This window comes from Mycolicibacter arupensis (assembly GCF_002086515.1).
In the GTDB taxonomy this organism is placed as follows: domain Bacteria; phylum Actinomycetota; class Actinomycetes; order Mycobacteriales; family Mycobacteriaceae; genus Mycobacterium; species Mycobacterium arupense.
The window spans coordinates 81371-96444 of record NZ_MVHH01000010.1; the positions used below are offsets into that span (position 1 = coordinate 81371).

Annotated in this window: 15 protein-coding genes; 5 read left to right on the top strand and 10 right to left on the bottom strand. The window is 67.0% G+C overall.

The genetic code is table 11. The features are described from left to right. Window positions 1–196: 196 nt before the first annotated feature. The 3 genes from BST15_RS07275 to ilvC are packed head-to-tail and all read left to right on the top strand — an operon-like array spanning window position 197 to window position 3640. The gene (locus tag BST15_RS07275; protein ID WP_083070882.1) at window positions 197–2071 is read left to right on the top strand and encodes an acetolactate synthase large subunit; all 1875 of its coding nucleotides are present in this window, start codon (window positions 197–199) and stop codon (window positions 2069–2071) included. Next, entirely contained in the window at window positions 2071–2583 is a 513-nt protein-coding gene (ilvN, locus tag BST15_RS07280; RefSeq protein WP_046187763.1) for an acetolactate synthase small subunit, read from the top strand. Before BST15_RS07275 ends, ilvN begins: the two co-directional genes overlap by 1 nt. A 55-nt stretch (window positions 2584–2638) precedes the next feature. Continuing rightward, the gene (ilvC, locus tag BST15_RS07285; protein WP_188108957.1) at window positions 2639–3640 is read left to right on the top strand and encodes a ketol-acid reductoisomerase; all 1002 of its coding nucleotides are present in this window, start codon (window positions 2639–2641) and stop codon (window positions 3638–3640) included. Between the two features lie 128 nt (window positions 3641–3768). On the opposite strand, the gene BST15_RS07290 is transcribed toward ilvC, so the two are convergent. The 3 genes from BST15_RS07290 to BST15_RS07300 all read right to left on the bottom strand — a co-directional run bounded on the left by BST15_RS07290 (window position 3769) and on the right by BST15_RS07300 (window position 6480). Then, window positions 3769–4356, bottom strand: coding sequence for a hypothetical protein (locus tag BST15_RS07290; protein WP_046187765.1), 588 nt, complete (start codon window positions 4354–4356; stop codon window positions 3769–3771). Between the two features lie 193 nt (window positions 4357–4549). Continuing rightward, window positions 4550–5983: a phytoene desaturase family protein gene (locus tag BST15_RS07295; RefSeq protein ID WP_046187766.1), complete on the bottom strand. Its 1434-nt coding sequence runs from the start codon at window positions 5981–5983 to the stop codon at window positions 4550–4552. A 26-nt stretch (window positions 5984–6009) separates the two neighbouring features. Continuing rightward, on the bottom strand, window positions 6010–6480 hold the full coding sequence (locus tag BST15_RS07300) for a DUF4262 domain-containing protein (protein ID WP_046187767.1): 471 nt from the start codon (window positions 6478–6480) through the stop codon (window positions 6010–6012). A 255-nt stretch (window positions 6481–6735) separates the two neighbouring features. On the opposite strand from BST15_RS07300, the gene serA reads away from it, so the two are divergent. Beyond that, a complete protein-coding gene (gene serA, locus BST15_RS07305) occupies window positions 6736–8322 on the top strand; it encodes a phosphoglycerate dehydrogenase (protein WP_046187768.1) in 1587 nt (528 codons plus the stop codon). Next, window positions 8319–9335, top strand: coding sequence for a 3-isopropylmalate dehydrogenase (locus BST15_RS07310; protein WP_046187769.1), 1017 nt, complete (start codon window positions 8319–8321; stop codon window positions 9333–9335). The genes serA and BST15_RS07310 overlap by 4 nt, the downstream gene beginning before the upstream one ends. Window positions 9336–9371: 36 nt before the next feature. Here the strand turns inward: BST15_RS07310 and BST15_RS07315 are convergent, their stop codons facing one another. Genes BST15_RS07315 through phtC form a run of 7 tightly spaced genes read right to left on the bottom strand, consistent with a single transcriptional unit; the run spans window position 9372 to window position 15073 of the window. Further along, window positions 9372–10046: a 3-oxoacid CoA-transferase subunit B gene (locus tag BST15_RS07315; RefSeq protein ID WP_046187770.1), complete on the bottom strand. Its 675-nt coding sequence runs from the start codon at window positions 10044–10046 to the stop codon at window positions 9372–9374. Further along, window positions 10043–10711, bottom strand: coding sequence for a 3-oxoacid CoA-transferase subunit A (locus BST15_RS07320; RefSeq protein ID WP_046187771.1), 669 nt, complete (start codon window positions 10709–10711; stop codon window positions 10043–10045). The genes BST15_RS07315 and BST15_RS07320 overlap by 4 nt, the downstream gene beginning before the upstream one ends. Further along, window positions 10708–11865 (bottom strand): bifunctional 3-oxoadipate enol-lactonase/4-carboxymuconolactone decarboxylase PcaDC, encoded by a 1158-nt coding sequence (pcaDC, locus tag BST15_RS07325; RefSeq protein ID WP_046187772.1) that lies wholly within the window; start codon window positions 11863–11865, stop codon window positions 10708–10710. The genes BST15_RS07320 and pcaDC overlap by 4 nt, the downstream gene beginning before the upstream one ends. After that, window positions 11862–13061, bottom strand: a complete 1200-nt coding sequence (gene pcaB / locus BST15_RS07330) for a 3-carboxy-cis,cis-muconate cycloisomerase (protein ID WP_046187773.1) — start codon at window positions 13059–13061, stop codon at window positions 11862–11864. Before pcaB ends, pcaDC begins: the two co-directional genes overlap by 4 nt. Further along, entirely contained in the window at window positions 13058–13606 is a 549-nt protein-coding gene (pcaG, locus tag BST15_RS07335; RefSeq protein WP_046187774.1) for a protocatechuate 3,4-dioxygenase subunit alpha, read from the bottom strand. The genes pcaB and pcaG overlap by 4 nt, the downstream gene beginning before the upstream one ends. Then, window positions 13599–14348 (bottom strand): protocatechuate 3,4-dioxygenase subunit beta, encoded by a 750-nt coding sequence (pcaH, locus tag BST15_RS07340; RefSeq protein ID WP_046187802.1) that lies wholly within the window; start codon window positions 14346–14348, stop codon window positions 13599–13601. The genes pcaG and pcaH overlap by 8 nt, the downstream gene beginning before the upstream one ends. After that, window positions 14345–15073, bottom strand: coding sequence for a 3,4-dihydroxyphthalate decarboxylase (phtC, locus tag BST15_RS07345; protein ID WP_046187803.1), 729 nt, complete (start codon window positions 15071–15073; stop codon window positions 14345–14347). The genes pcaH and phtC overlap by 4 nt, the downstream gene beginning before the upstream one ends. Between the last annotated feature and the right edge of the window lies 1 nt (window position 15074).

Here is a 15074-nt window from a genome sequence, read left to right on the forward strand (position 1 = left end):
CGCTCATTTGACGCACGCTCGGTCCAGCGGCTACCGTCGTGTGCTATGGACAACGGCATGCTCGTAGTAGCCCACTGCGCGTTGGTTGTTGCCTGAACCTCAACCACCAACGCGCAACCCTCGTGCAGCAGCTGAGCTGGCGGGGGTTTTTTGTTGCCACCAGTTCTGTAGCACCAGAGGAATTGAAGAGGAAACCGTGAGCGCACCCACCACTCGACCGCCGGAGCGGTCGGCACCGCCGCACGACGGCACCGGAGCCTCGGCCGTCAACACGGCCGCCGCCAAGGTCACATCGTCGGCCAAGCGAGTCCCGCCAGAGCAGATGACCGGCGCTCAGTCGGTCATCCGCTCCCTGGAGGAACTCGACGTCGACGTGATCTTCGGCATTCCCGGTGGCGCCGTCCTGCCGGTCTATGACCCGCTGTTCGACTCGGAGAAGCTGCGCCATGTGCTGGTGCGCCATGAGCAGGGCGCCGGCCACGCGGCCAGCGGTTATGCCCACGCCACCGGCCGGGTCGGGGTGTGCATGGCCACCTCGGGTCCGGGCGCAACCAACCTGGTCACCCCGTTGGCCGACGCCCAGATGGATTCCATCCCGGTGGTCGCGATCACCGGCCAGGTCGGCCGCCAGTTGATCGGCACCGATGCCTTCCAGGAGGCCGACATCTCCGGCATCACCATGCCGATCACCAAGCACAACTTCCTGGTGCGCAACGGCGACGACATCCCGCGTGCGCTGGCCGAGGCATTCCACATCGCGGCCTCCGGACGCCCGGGCGCCGTGTTGGTCGACATACCCAAGGACGTGTTGCAGGGCCAGTGCACCTTCGCCTGGCCGCCGCAGCTGGACCTGCCCGGCTACAAGCCGACCACCAAGCCGCACAGCCGCCAGGTCCGCGAGGCCGCCAAGCTGATCGCGGCGGCGCGCCGGCCGGTGCTGTACGTCGGCGGCGGGGTGATCCGCGGCGAAGCCTGCGAGCAGCTGGCCGAACTGGCCGAGCTGACCGGCATCCCGGTGGTCACCACGTTGATGGCCCGCGGCGCGTTCCCCGACAGCCACCGTCAGCACCTGGGCATGCCCGGCATGCACGGCACGGTCGCGGCCGTGGCCGGATTGCAGCGTTCGGACCTGCTGATCACCCTGGGCGCCCGCTTCGATGACCGGGTCACTGGCCAGCTGGACTCTTTCGCCCCGGATGCGAAGGTGATTCACGCCGACATCGACCCCGCCGAGATCGGCAAGAACCGGCACGCCGACGTCCCGATCGTCGGGGATGTCAAGGCGGTGATCATCGAGTTGCTCGAGGTGCTGCGGCAGGACAAGACGGCGGACTCGCTCGACATCGCCGACTGGTGGAACTACCTCGACGAGGTGCGCTCGACCTACCCGCTGAGCTACGGGCCGCAGAGCGACGGCAGCCTGTCGCCGGAATTCGTCATCGAGACGCTGGGCCGCCTCGCGGGCCCCGACGCGCTCTATGTCGCCGGCGTCGGCCAGCACCAGATGTGGGCCGCGCAGTTCGTCACTTACGACAAGCCGCGCACCTGGTTGAACTCTGGGGGGCTGGGAACCATGGGCTTTGCCATCCCCGCGGCCATGGGCGCCAAGATGGGCCGCCCGGACGCCGAGGTGTGGGCGATCGACGGAGACGGCTGCTTCCAGATGACCAATCAGGAGCTGGCGACCTGCGCGATCGAAGGAGTGCCGATCAAGGTTGCGCTGATCAACAACGGCAACCTGGGCATGGTGCGGCAGTGGCAGACCCTGTTTTACGGGGAGCGCTATAGCCAGACGGACCTGGCCACCCACTCGCGCCGCATCCCGGATTTCGTGATGTTGGCTGAGGCATACGGTTGCGTCGGATTGCGTTGCGAGCGTGAGGAAGACGTCGAAGACGTGATCAAGGCGGCGCAGGCGATCACCGACCGGCCGGTGGTGATCGACTTCATCGTCGGAGCGGATGCGCAGGTGTGGCCGATGGTCGCCGCGGGCACCAGCAACGACGAGATTCAGGCTGCGCGCGGTATCCGGCCGCTGTTCGACGATGAGAACAACGAGGGGCACGCCTGATGTCGACTGGATGGAAGACCCACACCCTCTCGGTGCTCGTCGAAGACAAGCCCGGCGTGCTGGCTCGCGTTGCCGCGCTGTTCTCCCGGCGTGGCTTCAACATCGAGTCGCTGGCCGTCGGCGCCACCGAGACCAAGAACATGTCGCGCATGACGATCGTCGTCTCGGTGGAGGACACTCCGCTCGAGCAGATCACCAAGCAGCTCAACAAGCTGATCAACGTCATCAAGATCGTCGAGCAGGAGGAGGACAACTCCGTCTCCCGTGAGATAGCGCTGATCAAAGTCCGTGCCGATGCCAGCACCCGCGGGCAGATCGTGGAGGCGGTGAATCTGTTCCGCGCCCGGGTGATCGATGTGTCCCCCGAGTCGTTGATCGTCGAGGCAACTGGCACCCCGGCCAAGTTCGATGCGCTACTGCGAGTGCTGGAGCCCTATGGCATCCGCGAAATCGTCCAATCGGGTCTCGTATCGTTGTCTCGCGGTCCGCGCGGCATCGGCACCACCAAATAGTCCCCCAAGAAAAAGCCAGTAAAGATAGTTAGGAAGAAAACCAGTGGCAGTTGAGATGTTCTACGACGACGACGCCGACCTGTCGATCATTCAGGGCCGCAAGGTCGGAGTTATCGGCTACGGCAGCCAGGGCCACGCGCACTCGCTGAGCCTTCGGGACTCCGGTGTGCAGGTCAAGGTGGGCCTCAAGGAAGGCTCAAAGTCGCGCGAGAAGGTCACCGAGCAGGGCCTCGAGGTCGACACGCCGGCCGAGGTCGCCAAGTGGGCAGACGTGATCATGCTGCTGGCCCCCGACACCGCGCAGGCCGAGATCTTCACCAATGACATCGAGCCGAACCTGGTGGCGGGCAACGCGTTGTTCTTCGGCCACGGCCTCAACATCCACTTCGGCCTGATCAAGCCGGCCGCCGACATCACCGTCGGAATGGTCGCGCCCAAGGGCCCCGGGCACCTGGTGCGCCGGCAGTTCGTCGACGGCAAGGGTGTGCCCTCGCTGATCGCGGTCGCGCAGGACCCCAACGGCGAGGGCGAGGCGTTGGCCTTGTCGTACGCCAAGGGCATCGGCGGCACCCGTGCCGGCGTCATCAAGACCACCTTCAAGGAAGAGACCGAGACCGACCTCTTCGGGGAGCAGGCCGTGCTGTGTGGCGGCACCGAAGAACTGGTCAAGGCCGGTTTCGAGGTCATGGTCGAGGCGGGCTACGCCCCGGAGATGGCCTACTTCGAGGTGCTGCACGAGCTCAAGCTGATCGTCGACCTGATGTATGAGGGCGGCATCGCCCGGATGAACTACTCCGTTTCCGACACCGCGGAGTTCGGTGGCTACCTGTCCGGGCCGCGGGTGATCGACGCCGACACCAAGCAGCGGATGCGCGACATCCTCTCCGACATCCAGGACGGCACCTTCGTCAAGCGGCTGGTGGCCAACGTCGAGGGTGGCAACAAGGAACTCGAAGGTCTGCGCAAGGAGAACGCCGAGCACCCCATCGAGGTCACCGGCAAGAAGCTGCGCGACCTGATGAGCTGGGTGGATCGGCCCATCACCGAAACCGCCTGACCAACGGCGAGCACGAAGAGCTAGAAGAACGAGTGGCCCCTTCCGCGGAAGGGGCCACTCGCTTTATGGCACCGGTTCGACGTGATCGGGGTGGTCTCCCATCCGCCCCGATCCGTCGGCGCCGGTGGTTACAGGCCGTCGAACAGGCCGTCAAACAAGGCAGACAGGTCCAGCCCGGAGAACAGCTCGGACAAATCGAAGTTCTCGAAGATCCCCGACAGGTCGAAGTTCTCGAAGAAGTTGCCGAAGATGCCGGACAAGTCGAAGTTGGCGAACAAGTCGGTCAGTCCGCTGAAGAGTCCGGACAGGTCGAAGTTGGCGAACAAGTCGCTGATGATGCCGGACAGGTCGAAGTTGGCGAACAGGTCGGTCAGTCCGCTGAAGAGTCCGGACAGATCGAGGTTGGTGAACAGGTCACTGAAGATGCCCGACAGGTCGAGGTTGGCGAACAGGTCACTGAAGATGCCCGACAGGTCGAGGTTGGTGAACAGGTCGTTGATGATGCCGGACAGGTCAAGGCCGCTCAGCAAGTCACCCAGGCCGGAGAAGAGGCCCGAGAAGTCCACGCCGTCGAGCAGGCCGCTGCCGTCGGCGGTGAGCTCGATGGCCGGCATGTGCACGTTCGTGGGGGCGACGACCACGGGAGTGGCGGCGATTGCGCCGGCGCCGATGACAGCGGCGCCCGCTAAGGCAAGCGGGCGAAGGGTGGTGTGCATAGCCTCTCCTTACGGTATGACTCGCGCCACTTTGAGCAAACGCTGTGATGCCCGACACGAGTTAGCTGGAGGCTATATCAAAGCTGACAGAAAGTCTCTAGTTATCTGGGAAAAATATGTGCAATGCGTTTGAGGCTTGCTCAGCTTGGCATTCGCTGGTTGGCGGAAGCCGCGCGCCCGAGGGGCCGGACTGTCAGGGCGCCAGGCTAGGCAGCCGGTCGAATCCGAACTCCCGCCGCAACAGTGTGCGGGCGGCGTAGTACCCCGCCATGCCATGGACGCCGGCGCCGGGCGGTGTTGCTGCCGAACAGAGGTAGACCCCGGGAAGTGGTGTGGCCCAAGGGTTCAGCCGAGGCGTCGGTCCGGCGAGAGCCCGCCAGGCGTTGTTGCCTCCGGCGGCGATGTCTCCGCCCACGTAGTTGGCGTTGTGGTGGGGCAACTGCGCGGCCGGGACGGACCGGACCGCCACCACGATGTCCCGGAATCCCGGAGCGAACCTCTCGATACCGGCGATGACGGATTCGGCCTGGTCGATGGGTGACCCGGCCGGAACGTGCGCATACGCCCACATCGGGCGGCGCCCCGCGGTGTCGATGCGGGACGCGTCGACCAGATGCGGCAGCGCGGCCAGGATCATCGGCTGCTGTGCATGCCGCCCGGCGGCGATCGCGGCTTCGGCCCGGGCCATCTGCGTGCGATCACCCCCGAGGTGCAGCGTGGGCGCCAGTGCCAGGCGGGGATCGCGCCACGGCACTTCGTCGCTGAGCACGAAATCGACTTTGGCCGCCGCAGCACCGAACCGGTACCGGCGCAGTGCCCGTGCATACCGCCCTGGGAGGGCATCCCCATAGATCGACAGCAGCTCGGTCGGGGCGGTGTCATACAGCACCACGCCGCCGGGCGGGGTGCGTACCGGCGATTCCGCTGCCAGCTGGCCGCCATGCGCGGTCAGGTCCGCGATAAGGGCATCGGTGATCGCCTGACTGCCCCCGACGGGTATCGGCCAGCCGACGGTGTGGCCCAGGGTCGCCAGCATCATGCCGGCACCGGCCGAGGTCACCGATGGCAGTCGAGAGATCGTGTGGGCGGCGACCCCGGTGTAGAGCGCACGGGCGTCGTCGCCGGCCAGCGTCGCATTCCAGGCCGGGCCGGCCTGTTCGGCCATCCGCACGCCCAACCGAGCCACGGTTGCGATCCCCGACGGCACGGAACGTTTGTCGCCCAGGAGAAACTCCACCACGGCTTGGCTGTGCGAGACCAACGGTCCCAGCAGGCGTCGCCAGGACGAACCATGCTCCAACTCCGAGCAGGTGCGGTCCAGGTCGTGGTAGGCGATCGCGGCGGGCCGGCCGTCCAGTGGATTGCCGTAAGAGATCGCCGGTGCCGTCAGTTGCACGCCACGGGCGGCAAGATCGAACTCGGTGAAGAACGGCGACGCCAGGCCCAGCGGATGTACAGCCGAGCAGATGTCGTGGCTGACGTCGGGGAACTCCGGATCCGAGGCGGTGCGTGCACCGCCGCCGAAAGTGGGCTGAGCTTCCAGAACCTGAACCGACAGGCCGGCACGGGCACAGATGACGGCGGCTGCAAGGCCGTTGGGTCCACTACCTACGACGGTGACGTCCATCCGTCGATACTAGGGAGCGCCCTGCGCTATGCGGCCAGATCCGGGTGCACCCCCAGTACCGGCTGTCGGACGCCACCGTTGTCGAACTCGGGGCACCACGGCCGGTGGCCGCGCTCATCTGGCCACACCAGCTGCAGCGCCCGCACACTGCGGCCATAGAAGGCGATTGCCACGTTCATGTGTGCATCTGGATGCTCCACCGCGACCACAGCGATCAGCTGGCCGTCAGGTGCCTCGATCCATTCGCCGGGCAGCGGCCGGCCGCCGCGCATCAAATAGCCGGCCACACTATTGAGTAACCGGGCCGTCCGCTCCGGCGGCAGGCCCGTCACCAGCAGCTCGGGCAGCCCGTGTTCGTGCAGGCCGACCGTGTACGCGTAGGGCGCACGGTCACTCTCCACGTACTGCACCGCCCAACCGTGTTTGTCCACCGTGGCACGAATGGCGTCCAGCCACTGCTCGACGGTGCTGTCCGGGTGATCGCATTTCCAGCACATAGGTGCGCCCCTTCCTCGGGTCCAATTGACCTCAGGGTGCGCCGGGGGTCTGACAGGAAGTGGCTCCCTAGTCGCGAGATTGCACTCAGGCAGGAGAAACCGGCGTAGCGTCGGCCCGCCGCGCAATCTCACCGCCTGGCTGGCCGGCCCGCTGCGCCCGGCTCCGCCGGGCTTGCGACCGGCGCTGTGTTGATGGGTGGCCGGCCCGCTGCGCCCGGCTCCGCCGGGCTTGCGACCGGCCACTAGGCTGTCCGGGTGACTCTGCCCGTGGTGTTGATCGCTGACAAACTTGCCCAATCCACCGTCGCCGCCCTCGGTGACCAGGTTGAGGTTCGCTGGGTGGACGGCCCGGACCGGGAGAAGCTGCTGGCCGCCGTGCCCGAAGCCGATGCGCTGCTGGTGCGCTCGGCCACCACCGTCGACGCGGAGGTCCTCGCGGCCGGCACCAAGCTCAAGATCGTGGCCCGCGCCGGTGTCGGCCTCGACAACGTCGACGTTGAGGCAGCAACCGCCCGCGGCGTGCTGGTGGTCAACGCCCCGACCTCGAACATTCACAGCGCCGCCGAGCACGCGATCGCGCTCATGCTCGCCGCGGCCCGCGAGATCCCGGCAGCCGACGCCTCGCTGCACGGCAAGCAGTGGAAGCGGTCGTCGTTCTCCGGCACCGAGATCTACGACCACACCGTCGGGGTGGTCGGACTGGGCCGCATCGGGCAGCTGGTCGCCCAGCGGCTCGCTGCGTTCGGTGCGCACATCGTGGCCTACGACCCCTATGTGTCGGCCGCCCGCGCCGCCCAGCTCGGCATTGAGCTGCTGCCCCTCGACGAGCTGCTCGGCCGCGCTGACTTCATCTCGGTGCACTTGCCGAAGACCCCGGAAACCGCGGGTCTGATCGGCAAGGAGAACCTGGCCAAGACCAAGCCCGGGGTGATCATCGTCAACGCCGCCCGCGGTGGACTGATCGACGAGGCGGCGCTGGCCGAGGCGATCACCAGCGGCCACGTCCGGGCCGCCGGACTGGACGTGTTCGCCACCGAGCCGTGCACCGACTCGCCCCTGTTCGACCTGCCGCAGGTGGTGGTGACCCCGCACCTGGGCGCCTCGACCGCGGAAGCTCAGGACCGGGCCGGAACCGATGTGGCCAAGAGCGTGAAACTGGCGCTGGCGGGCGAATTCGTACCCGACGCCGTCAACGTCGGCGGTGGCGCGGTCAGTGAGGAAGTTGCGCTCTGGCTGGACCTGGTACGCAAACTCGGGCTGCTGGCGGGGGCGCTTTCCGACGGGCTGCCGGTGTCACTGTCGGTGCAGGTACGCGGCGAATTGGCTGCCGAAGATGTCGGGGTGCTGCGCTTGTCGGCGTTGCGCGGACTGTTCTCGGCCGTCATCGAAGACCCGGTGACGTTCGTCAACGCACCGGCCCTGGCCGCCGAGCGTGGCGTGGACGCCGAGATCGGCACCTCCACCGAAAGCCCCAACTACCGCAGCGTCGTTGAGCTCCGGGCGGTCACCGCAGAGGGCTCGGCGGTCACCGTGGCCGGCACACTGTCGGGCACCCAGCAGGTGGAGAAGATCGTCGAGATCAATGGTCGGCACTTCGACCTGCGGGCTCAGGGTGTCAACCTGATCATCAACTACTCCGACCAGCCCGGTGCGCTGGGCAAGATCGGCACTCTGCTGGGCGCAGCCGGTATCAACATCCACGCCGCGCAGCTGTCCGAGGACGCCGAAGGCCCCGCCGCGACGGTGCTGCTGCGGGTCGACCGTCAGGTGCCCGCCGACGTGCAGTCGGCGATCACCGCAGCGGTCGGCGCCAACAAGATTGAAGAGGTAGACCTGTCATGAGCCTCAAGCTTGCCGTGATCCCCGGCGACGGGATCGGTCCGGAAGTCATCGCCGAAGCAGTCAAGGTGCTCGACGCGGTGCTGCCGGGCACCGAGAAGACCGAATATGACTTGGGCGCCAGGCGGTATCACGCCACCGGTGAGATTCTCCCGGGTTCGGTGCTTGAAGAGATCCGGGGTCACGATGTGATCCTGCTCGGGGCCATCGGCGACCCGTCAGTGCCCTCGGGCGTGCTCGAGCGTGGGCTACTGCTGAGCGCGCGTTTCGCGCTGGACCACCACGTCAACCTGCGTCCCAGCCGGTTGTACCCGGGGGTGGCCAGCCCGCTGGCCGACCCGCCCGAGATCGACTTCCTGGTGGTGCGCGAAGGCACCGAGGGGCCCTACACCGGCAACGGGGGAGCGCTCCGGGTCGGCACGCCGCACGAAGTCGCCACCGAAGTCAGCGTCAACACCGCATTCGGCGTGGCCCGGGTGGTGCGCTTCGCCTTCGAGAAGGCGCGCGCCCGGCGCAAGCACCTCACCCTGGTGCATAAGAACAACGTGCTGGCCTACGCCGGCTCGCTGTGGACCCGCACGGTGGCCGAGATCGGTAAGGAATACCCGGACGTCGAGACCGCCTACACCCACGTCGATGCCGCCACCATCTACATGGTCACCGATCCGGGCCGCTTCGACGTGATTGTCAGCGACAATCTGTTCGGCGACATCATCACCGACCTCGCGGGTGCAGTCTGCGGTGGTATCGGCCTGGCGGCCAGCGGCAACATCGACGCCACCGGAGTCAACCCTTCGATGTTCGAGCCGGTGCACGGCAGTGCCCCCGACATCGCCGGGCAGGGCATCGCCGACCCGACCGCCGCGGTGACATCGGTGGCCATGCTGCTCGACCACATCGGCGAGCAGGAGGCCGCCGCGCGGGTCGATGCCGCGGTCGAGAAGCACCTGGCGACGCGGGGAGACCAGAAGTTGTCGACCAGCGCTGCCGGCGATCGGATCCTGAGCCTGCTCTGATGCGGTAGTGGCGCCCGCAATCGGTGCTCCGCCGCGTCAGCTGAAACGGACCGGCAGTCTTGCCGCGAGGTCTGCCGCGGTGGTGCCGAAGGTTTCTCGTACGCGCGCCGTTCCCGACGCCGTGTCGATGTCGATCACTGCGTACTCGGTATAGACCCTGCTGACACAGCGCAGGCCGGTCAGCGGGTAGGTGCACGACGGAACCAGTTTCGCGGCACCGTCCTTGGTGAACAGGTCCATCATCACGAAGACGTCCTTGGCGCCGATGGCCAGATCCATCGCACCCCCTACCGCCGGAATCGCCCCAGGCTCGCCGGTGTGCCAGTTGGCCAGATCGCCGTGCTGGCTGACCTGCAGCGCACCGAGCACACACACGTCCAGGTGCCCTCCGCGCATCATCGCGAAGGAGTCGGCGTGATGGAAATACGAGGCCCCGGGCAGCTCGGTGACCGGAATCTTGCCGGCGTTGGTGAGGTCGGGATCGATGTCCTCACCCCGTGCCGCGGGCCCCATACCGAGCATGCCGTTCTCGGTGTGCAGGATCACGGCGTCCGCCGGCGAGAGGTGATCAGCCACCAGGGTCGGCTGACCGATCCCGAGATTGACGTATGAGCCCGCCGGGATGTCACGGGCGATGACGGCGGCGAGCTCGTCGCGGTTCAGCGGGCCGCGGTCCAGGTACTCGATGGCTGTCGCTGGGACCTGCGTCACGAGTCGGTCTCCAGGACCCGGTCGACATAGATTCCGGGCGTGACAATCGCCTCGGGGTCCAACTGTCCGGTGTCGACGACCCGTGACACCTCGGCGATCGTCAGCGTGGCAGCACTGGCCATCACCGGACCGAAGTTCCGTGCGGTCTTGCGGTAGACCAGGTTTCCCGCGCGATCCCCAGTGTGGGCACGGATCAGGGCGACATCTCCGTGAATGGGGTACTCCAGGGCGTAATCCCTACCGTTGATGGTCCGAATCTCCTTGCCCTCGGTGAGCAGAGTGCCCACGCCGGTCGGGCAGTAGAACGCCCCAATGCCGGCGCCGGCAGCGCGGATGCGTTCAGCCAGGTTGCCCTGCGGCACCAGTTCCAGAGCGATCTTGCCGGCCCGATAGAGGCCGTCGAAGACGTAGGAATCCGCTTGGCGCGGAAACGAACAGATCACCTTACGAACTCGGCCGGTGGCCAACAACGCCGCCAGGCCGGTATCGGCATTGCCCGCATTGTTGCTGACGACGGTGAGATCACCGGCGCCCTGAGCGATCAACGCATTGATGAGCGTGGTGGGCATTCCGGCCATGCCGAATCCGCCCACCAGAATCGTTGCGCCGTCGGCGACGCCCGACACCGCCTCGGCTGCAGAATCGCAGATCACGGTGCTACTCACACAGAACCGCCCGCGCCGTCGTAGTCGGCGAGAACCTGCGTGGCGATCCGGAAGGCGGTATTGGCCTCGGGGACACCGCAATAGACGGCCGTCTGCAACAACACCTCTTTGATCTCGTCGTTGCTCAAGCCGTTACGGCGTGCCGCGCGCAGATGCATCGCCAGCTCTTCGTGGTGGCCGCGGGCCACCAGCGCCGTCAAAGTCACGATCGATCGGCTGCGCCGGTCCAAGCCATCGCGGGTCCAGATGCTGCCCCACGCATACCGTGTGATCAGCTCCTGAAAGTCCGCGGTGAACTCGGTGGTTCGGGCGATCGCGCCGTCGACGTGCGTGTCACCGAGGACCTCACGGCGCACCGACATGCCCGCGGTGTGAACCGGGTCGCGCACCACCACGTGGTCGGCAATGAGGTTGGCGGTCGCAGTGGGCGCCTCGACGGGTGCTAGGTGGGCAACGCCGTCAAGGACCACGACGCGACCGTTGCGCACACCGGAGGCAATGCGCCGCAACGAATCTGCGGGAGTGGCGACGTCGTGCGACCCGGCAACGGCCAGCACCGGGGCAGCGATCTCCGCCAATGATGCGGTGACATCGAAGGCGGCTAGCGCCTCGCAGGCCTGGGCATAGGATTCGTCGTCGGTGGACCGCAATGCATCTGCCAGCGCGGCGGCACGCTGCGGTTCTCGGTCAATGAAGCCGGGAGCGAGCCACCGCTGTAGAGAGGCCTCGACGAGCGCGCCGGTTCCCGAAGCGCGAACCGAGGCAGCTCGAGCAGCCCAATCCTCGGCGCGGCCGATAGCGGCGCCGGTGCACAGCAGCGTGGCACTCAACAGCCGTGCCGGGGCATCGATCAGCAGCTGCAGGCCCACCGCGCCACCGACGGAATTTCCGGCGTAGTGAAATGACCTGCCGGGTAAGACCTCATCGGCCAGTGACAGCACTCCGGCGGCCAGATCCGGTATGCGAAAGGTGTCCGCCGGACTCTGGCCGTGGCCAGGAAGGTCCCATGCGATCACACGAAGATGCTCGGAGAGCCGCTCGGCTGCCGGGCCCCACAGCGCGCTGGCCGACGTACCCAGGGACGGCCCGAGCAGCAGGAGGTCGGCGTCCGGTGGGCCGCCGAAGTCGGTGCCGACAAGCTGCGGCACGCTCATGTCTCCTCCAACAGGTGGTGCGCGCGTCGCAGCGCGGCGTCGATAAGGTGTCCTGCCGCCCCCGAGTAGTCGGGACGGGCTGTGCTTCCGGTCAACTCAGCCATGGCGCGCTGTTCCCCCAGCAGGTCGCCGGCATCGGCGAGATTCGCTGCGGCACGATCGGTGTCGACGGTCAGCCCGCTCAGCAAGGCGGTTGTCTGCGCCGCGGCCACCACGGCATGGCGGCCCAGGGTCCGCAGCGTTGCCCACTCGGCGTGCCAGCCACCATCGGCGCGCTCGTCGACGCTCGCCGCCGATGCGGTGTGCAGCGCGGCGGCTTGTGCGGGGGCTACCAGCGCGGCGCGTCGAATCAAGACTGATAGCACCGGATTGCTCTTGTGTGGCATCGTCGATGACCCGCCGCCGCGCCCCTCGGCCAGCTCACCGATCTCGGGTCGGCTGCCGGCTGAGACATCGTTGGCGATATGGCCCCAGGCGTCGCAGCACGTCACCAAGGCGTCGCCCGCACGGCTGATGATCGACCTGGTGGTGTGCCACGGTCGGCTATTGGCGAGACCGAGTGTGTCGGCCAGTTGCCGAGACAGATCGCCTGCGGCGACGGGTGAACCGCTCAGTTCGGTGGCGGCCGCCATGGTGCCTGTGGCACCGCCGGCCTGCACGGGCAGTTCCGGTAGGGCTCGGACGCAGTCGGCGGCGTCCAGTAGTCCGTTGAGCCACTGGCCGAACTTCATGCCTACGGTGGTCGGTAGCGCGGGTTGGGCCAGGGTGCGGGCAAGCATGGGGCTGTCACGGTAGGTATCGGCCAGCAGTGCTAATCGCTTTATCTGGGAGCGCATTTCGCTGTCTATGCGGTCCAGGGCGTCGCGCAGGCAGAGCATGAGGGCGGTGTCGATGACGTCCTGACTGGTCAGGCCGCGGTGCAGCCAGCGCGCCGGTTCGCCGCCGGTGCGTTCGCGGAGTAGGTCGAGCAGGCCAGGAACCGGGTTGCCGGCTGCCTCGGCCGCCACGGCCACCGCTTCCACGTCAGTTGCCGAGACTGCTGCGCTCAGGTCTGCCCGCGCCGCCGCCGGTGCGATACCGGATTCGACAAGTGCGCCGAGCCAGGCGCTTTCGACCCGCAGCATCGCAGCCAGGTATGCGTCGTCGCTGAAGATCAGCCCGGCCCGGTGGTCGCCGGGCCACAGCAGGTCGGTCATGGCTGCCCCCGATAGCGCAGGAACACCGTCTCGTCAGCGCCCTGCAGTCTGATGTCGAACCGAAATCCATGCTCATCAGGCACCGTGATGAGGGTATGACGACGGTCAGCCGCCACGGAGTTCAACAATGGGTCTGTCTCGAGTTGATCGCCCGGAAAATAGGCACGGGTGAACAACCGGTTCAGCAGGCCCCGCGCAAAGATGGCGACGGCAATGAACGGTGTCGACCGTTGCAGAGCACCAGGTTTCACCGTCGTGAAGCTGTAGTGGCCGTCGGCATCGGTAGCCGCGCGTCCCCACCCGGTGAAGATGTCGCTGTCGCGCCGAAGCGAACTGGAGGTGGGCACGGAGCCGCTGGAGTCTGCCTGCCAGATCTCCACCAGCGCGTCGGGAACGGGCGCCCCCGCGCCGTCGGTGACGATGCCGTGTAGCGCGATGGCGCCGGCTGAGCCGGGAGGCACCAGTTCGTTGCCCCGATCGAATGGCAAGGCGTAGCCGAAGAACGGGCCGATGGTCTGCCCGGGGGTGGCCGTCAGCTCAGTCATGGTTGTCCTCGAAAGGCGTTGCTGATGAGCCGGTGAGCACGATGTCCCACCGGTAGCCGGTGGCCCACTCGTGGCTGGTGAGGTCGTGGTCGTAGACCGCGACGAGCCGATCACGAGCCCTCTGGTCGGTGATCGACTGATAGATCGGATCCAACGCGAACAGTGGATCGCCCGGAAAATACATCTGGGTGATCATCCGCTGCGTGAAAGCGGTACCGAACACGGAGAAGTGGATATGCGCTGGCCGCCAGGCGTTGTGGTGATTGCGCCAGGGGTACGGGCCGGGCTTGATCGTGGTGAACCGGTAGATGCCGTCGTCGTCGGTAAGGCAACGCCCGGCTCCGGTGAAGTTGGGGTCCAGCGGCGCGGGGTGCTGATCGCCCTGGTGGATGTAGCGGCCGCTGGCGTTGGCCTGCCAGATCTCGACGAGTTGACGGCGCACGGGCCTGCCGTTGCCGTCGACGATCCGTCCGGTCACCACCGTGCGCTCACCGATCGGTACGCCGGCGTGCTGGGTCGTCAGATCTGCGTCGAGGTGGGTGATGTCGCACTCGCCGAAGCAGGGCGCCTGGAGCTCGGCGGCCTCTGGATCGGCGAGGTGTAGCGCCCTTCTGGGATGCCGTAGCGTGCTGCTGCGGTAGGGCGGATAGTCCAGTCGGGGTTGGCATTCTTCGACGCCCGCGCGCTCGTAATCGGCGTGGATCGCCGCGATCTCTGCACTGATCTCCGCCTGACCGGTCATCGCCACTCCAGCCGGGCGAGTTCGTGGCGCCACACGGCGTCCGCGGTGAATGATGGGCCGAGGTCAGGCAGATCGGCCCAATCGGCCTCGTCGATGGGCGTGCACGTGCCGCCCGCGGAGCGGATACGCAGTGACATCGAAGCCAATTGATTCAGGCTGATCGCCTGTAGCACCGCCTGGGCCGCTGTGGCGGCGGCACTGGTGATGCCGTGGCCGCGACAGATCACCACCGGCATGCCCCGCATGGCGGCGACCATCTCCTTGCCGAGTTCGGCGGTACGGATCAAAACGGCTCGCGGGTACACCGGAATGCCCCGGCGCGCGAGCCATGCGCCCGGGATGTCGAAGGCTCCGTAGATCGGCTCTAGGGTGATGCCCGCCAAGTCGGCGGCCACCACGGCGGGCGGATGCAGATGGGCCACCGCTCGGTGTTCGGGATGAGCCAGCAGCGTTTCGACGTGAATCGGCAGCTCGTTGGGGACCCGGTATCCGTCCAATTCGCCTGGCATTCCAGGGGTTCCGTCGAAGCGGATGAGGCGAATGTCGTCGGAACGGGTGAACGCCACGCCGTCGTCGGAGTCGCTGCGGCACCTGATGAGCAGGTGCTCGTCGTCGACACGTGCACTGATGTGTCCGAGAATGCCGTCCACCAGCCCCCGGGCGGCGGCGACTCGGCATGCCTGCGCAATGTCGTGCCGGAGCGGCGCCAGATCGTTGTGGGCCATG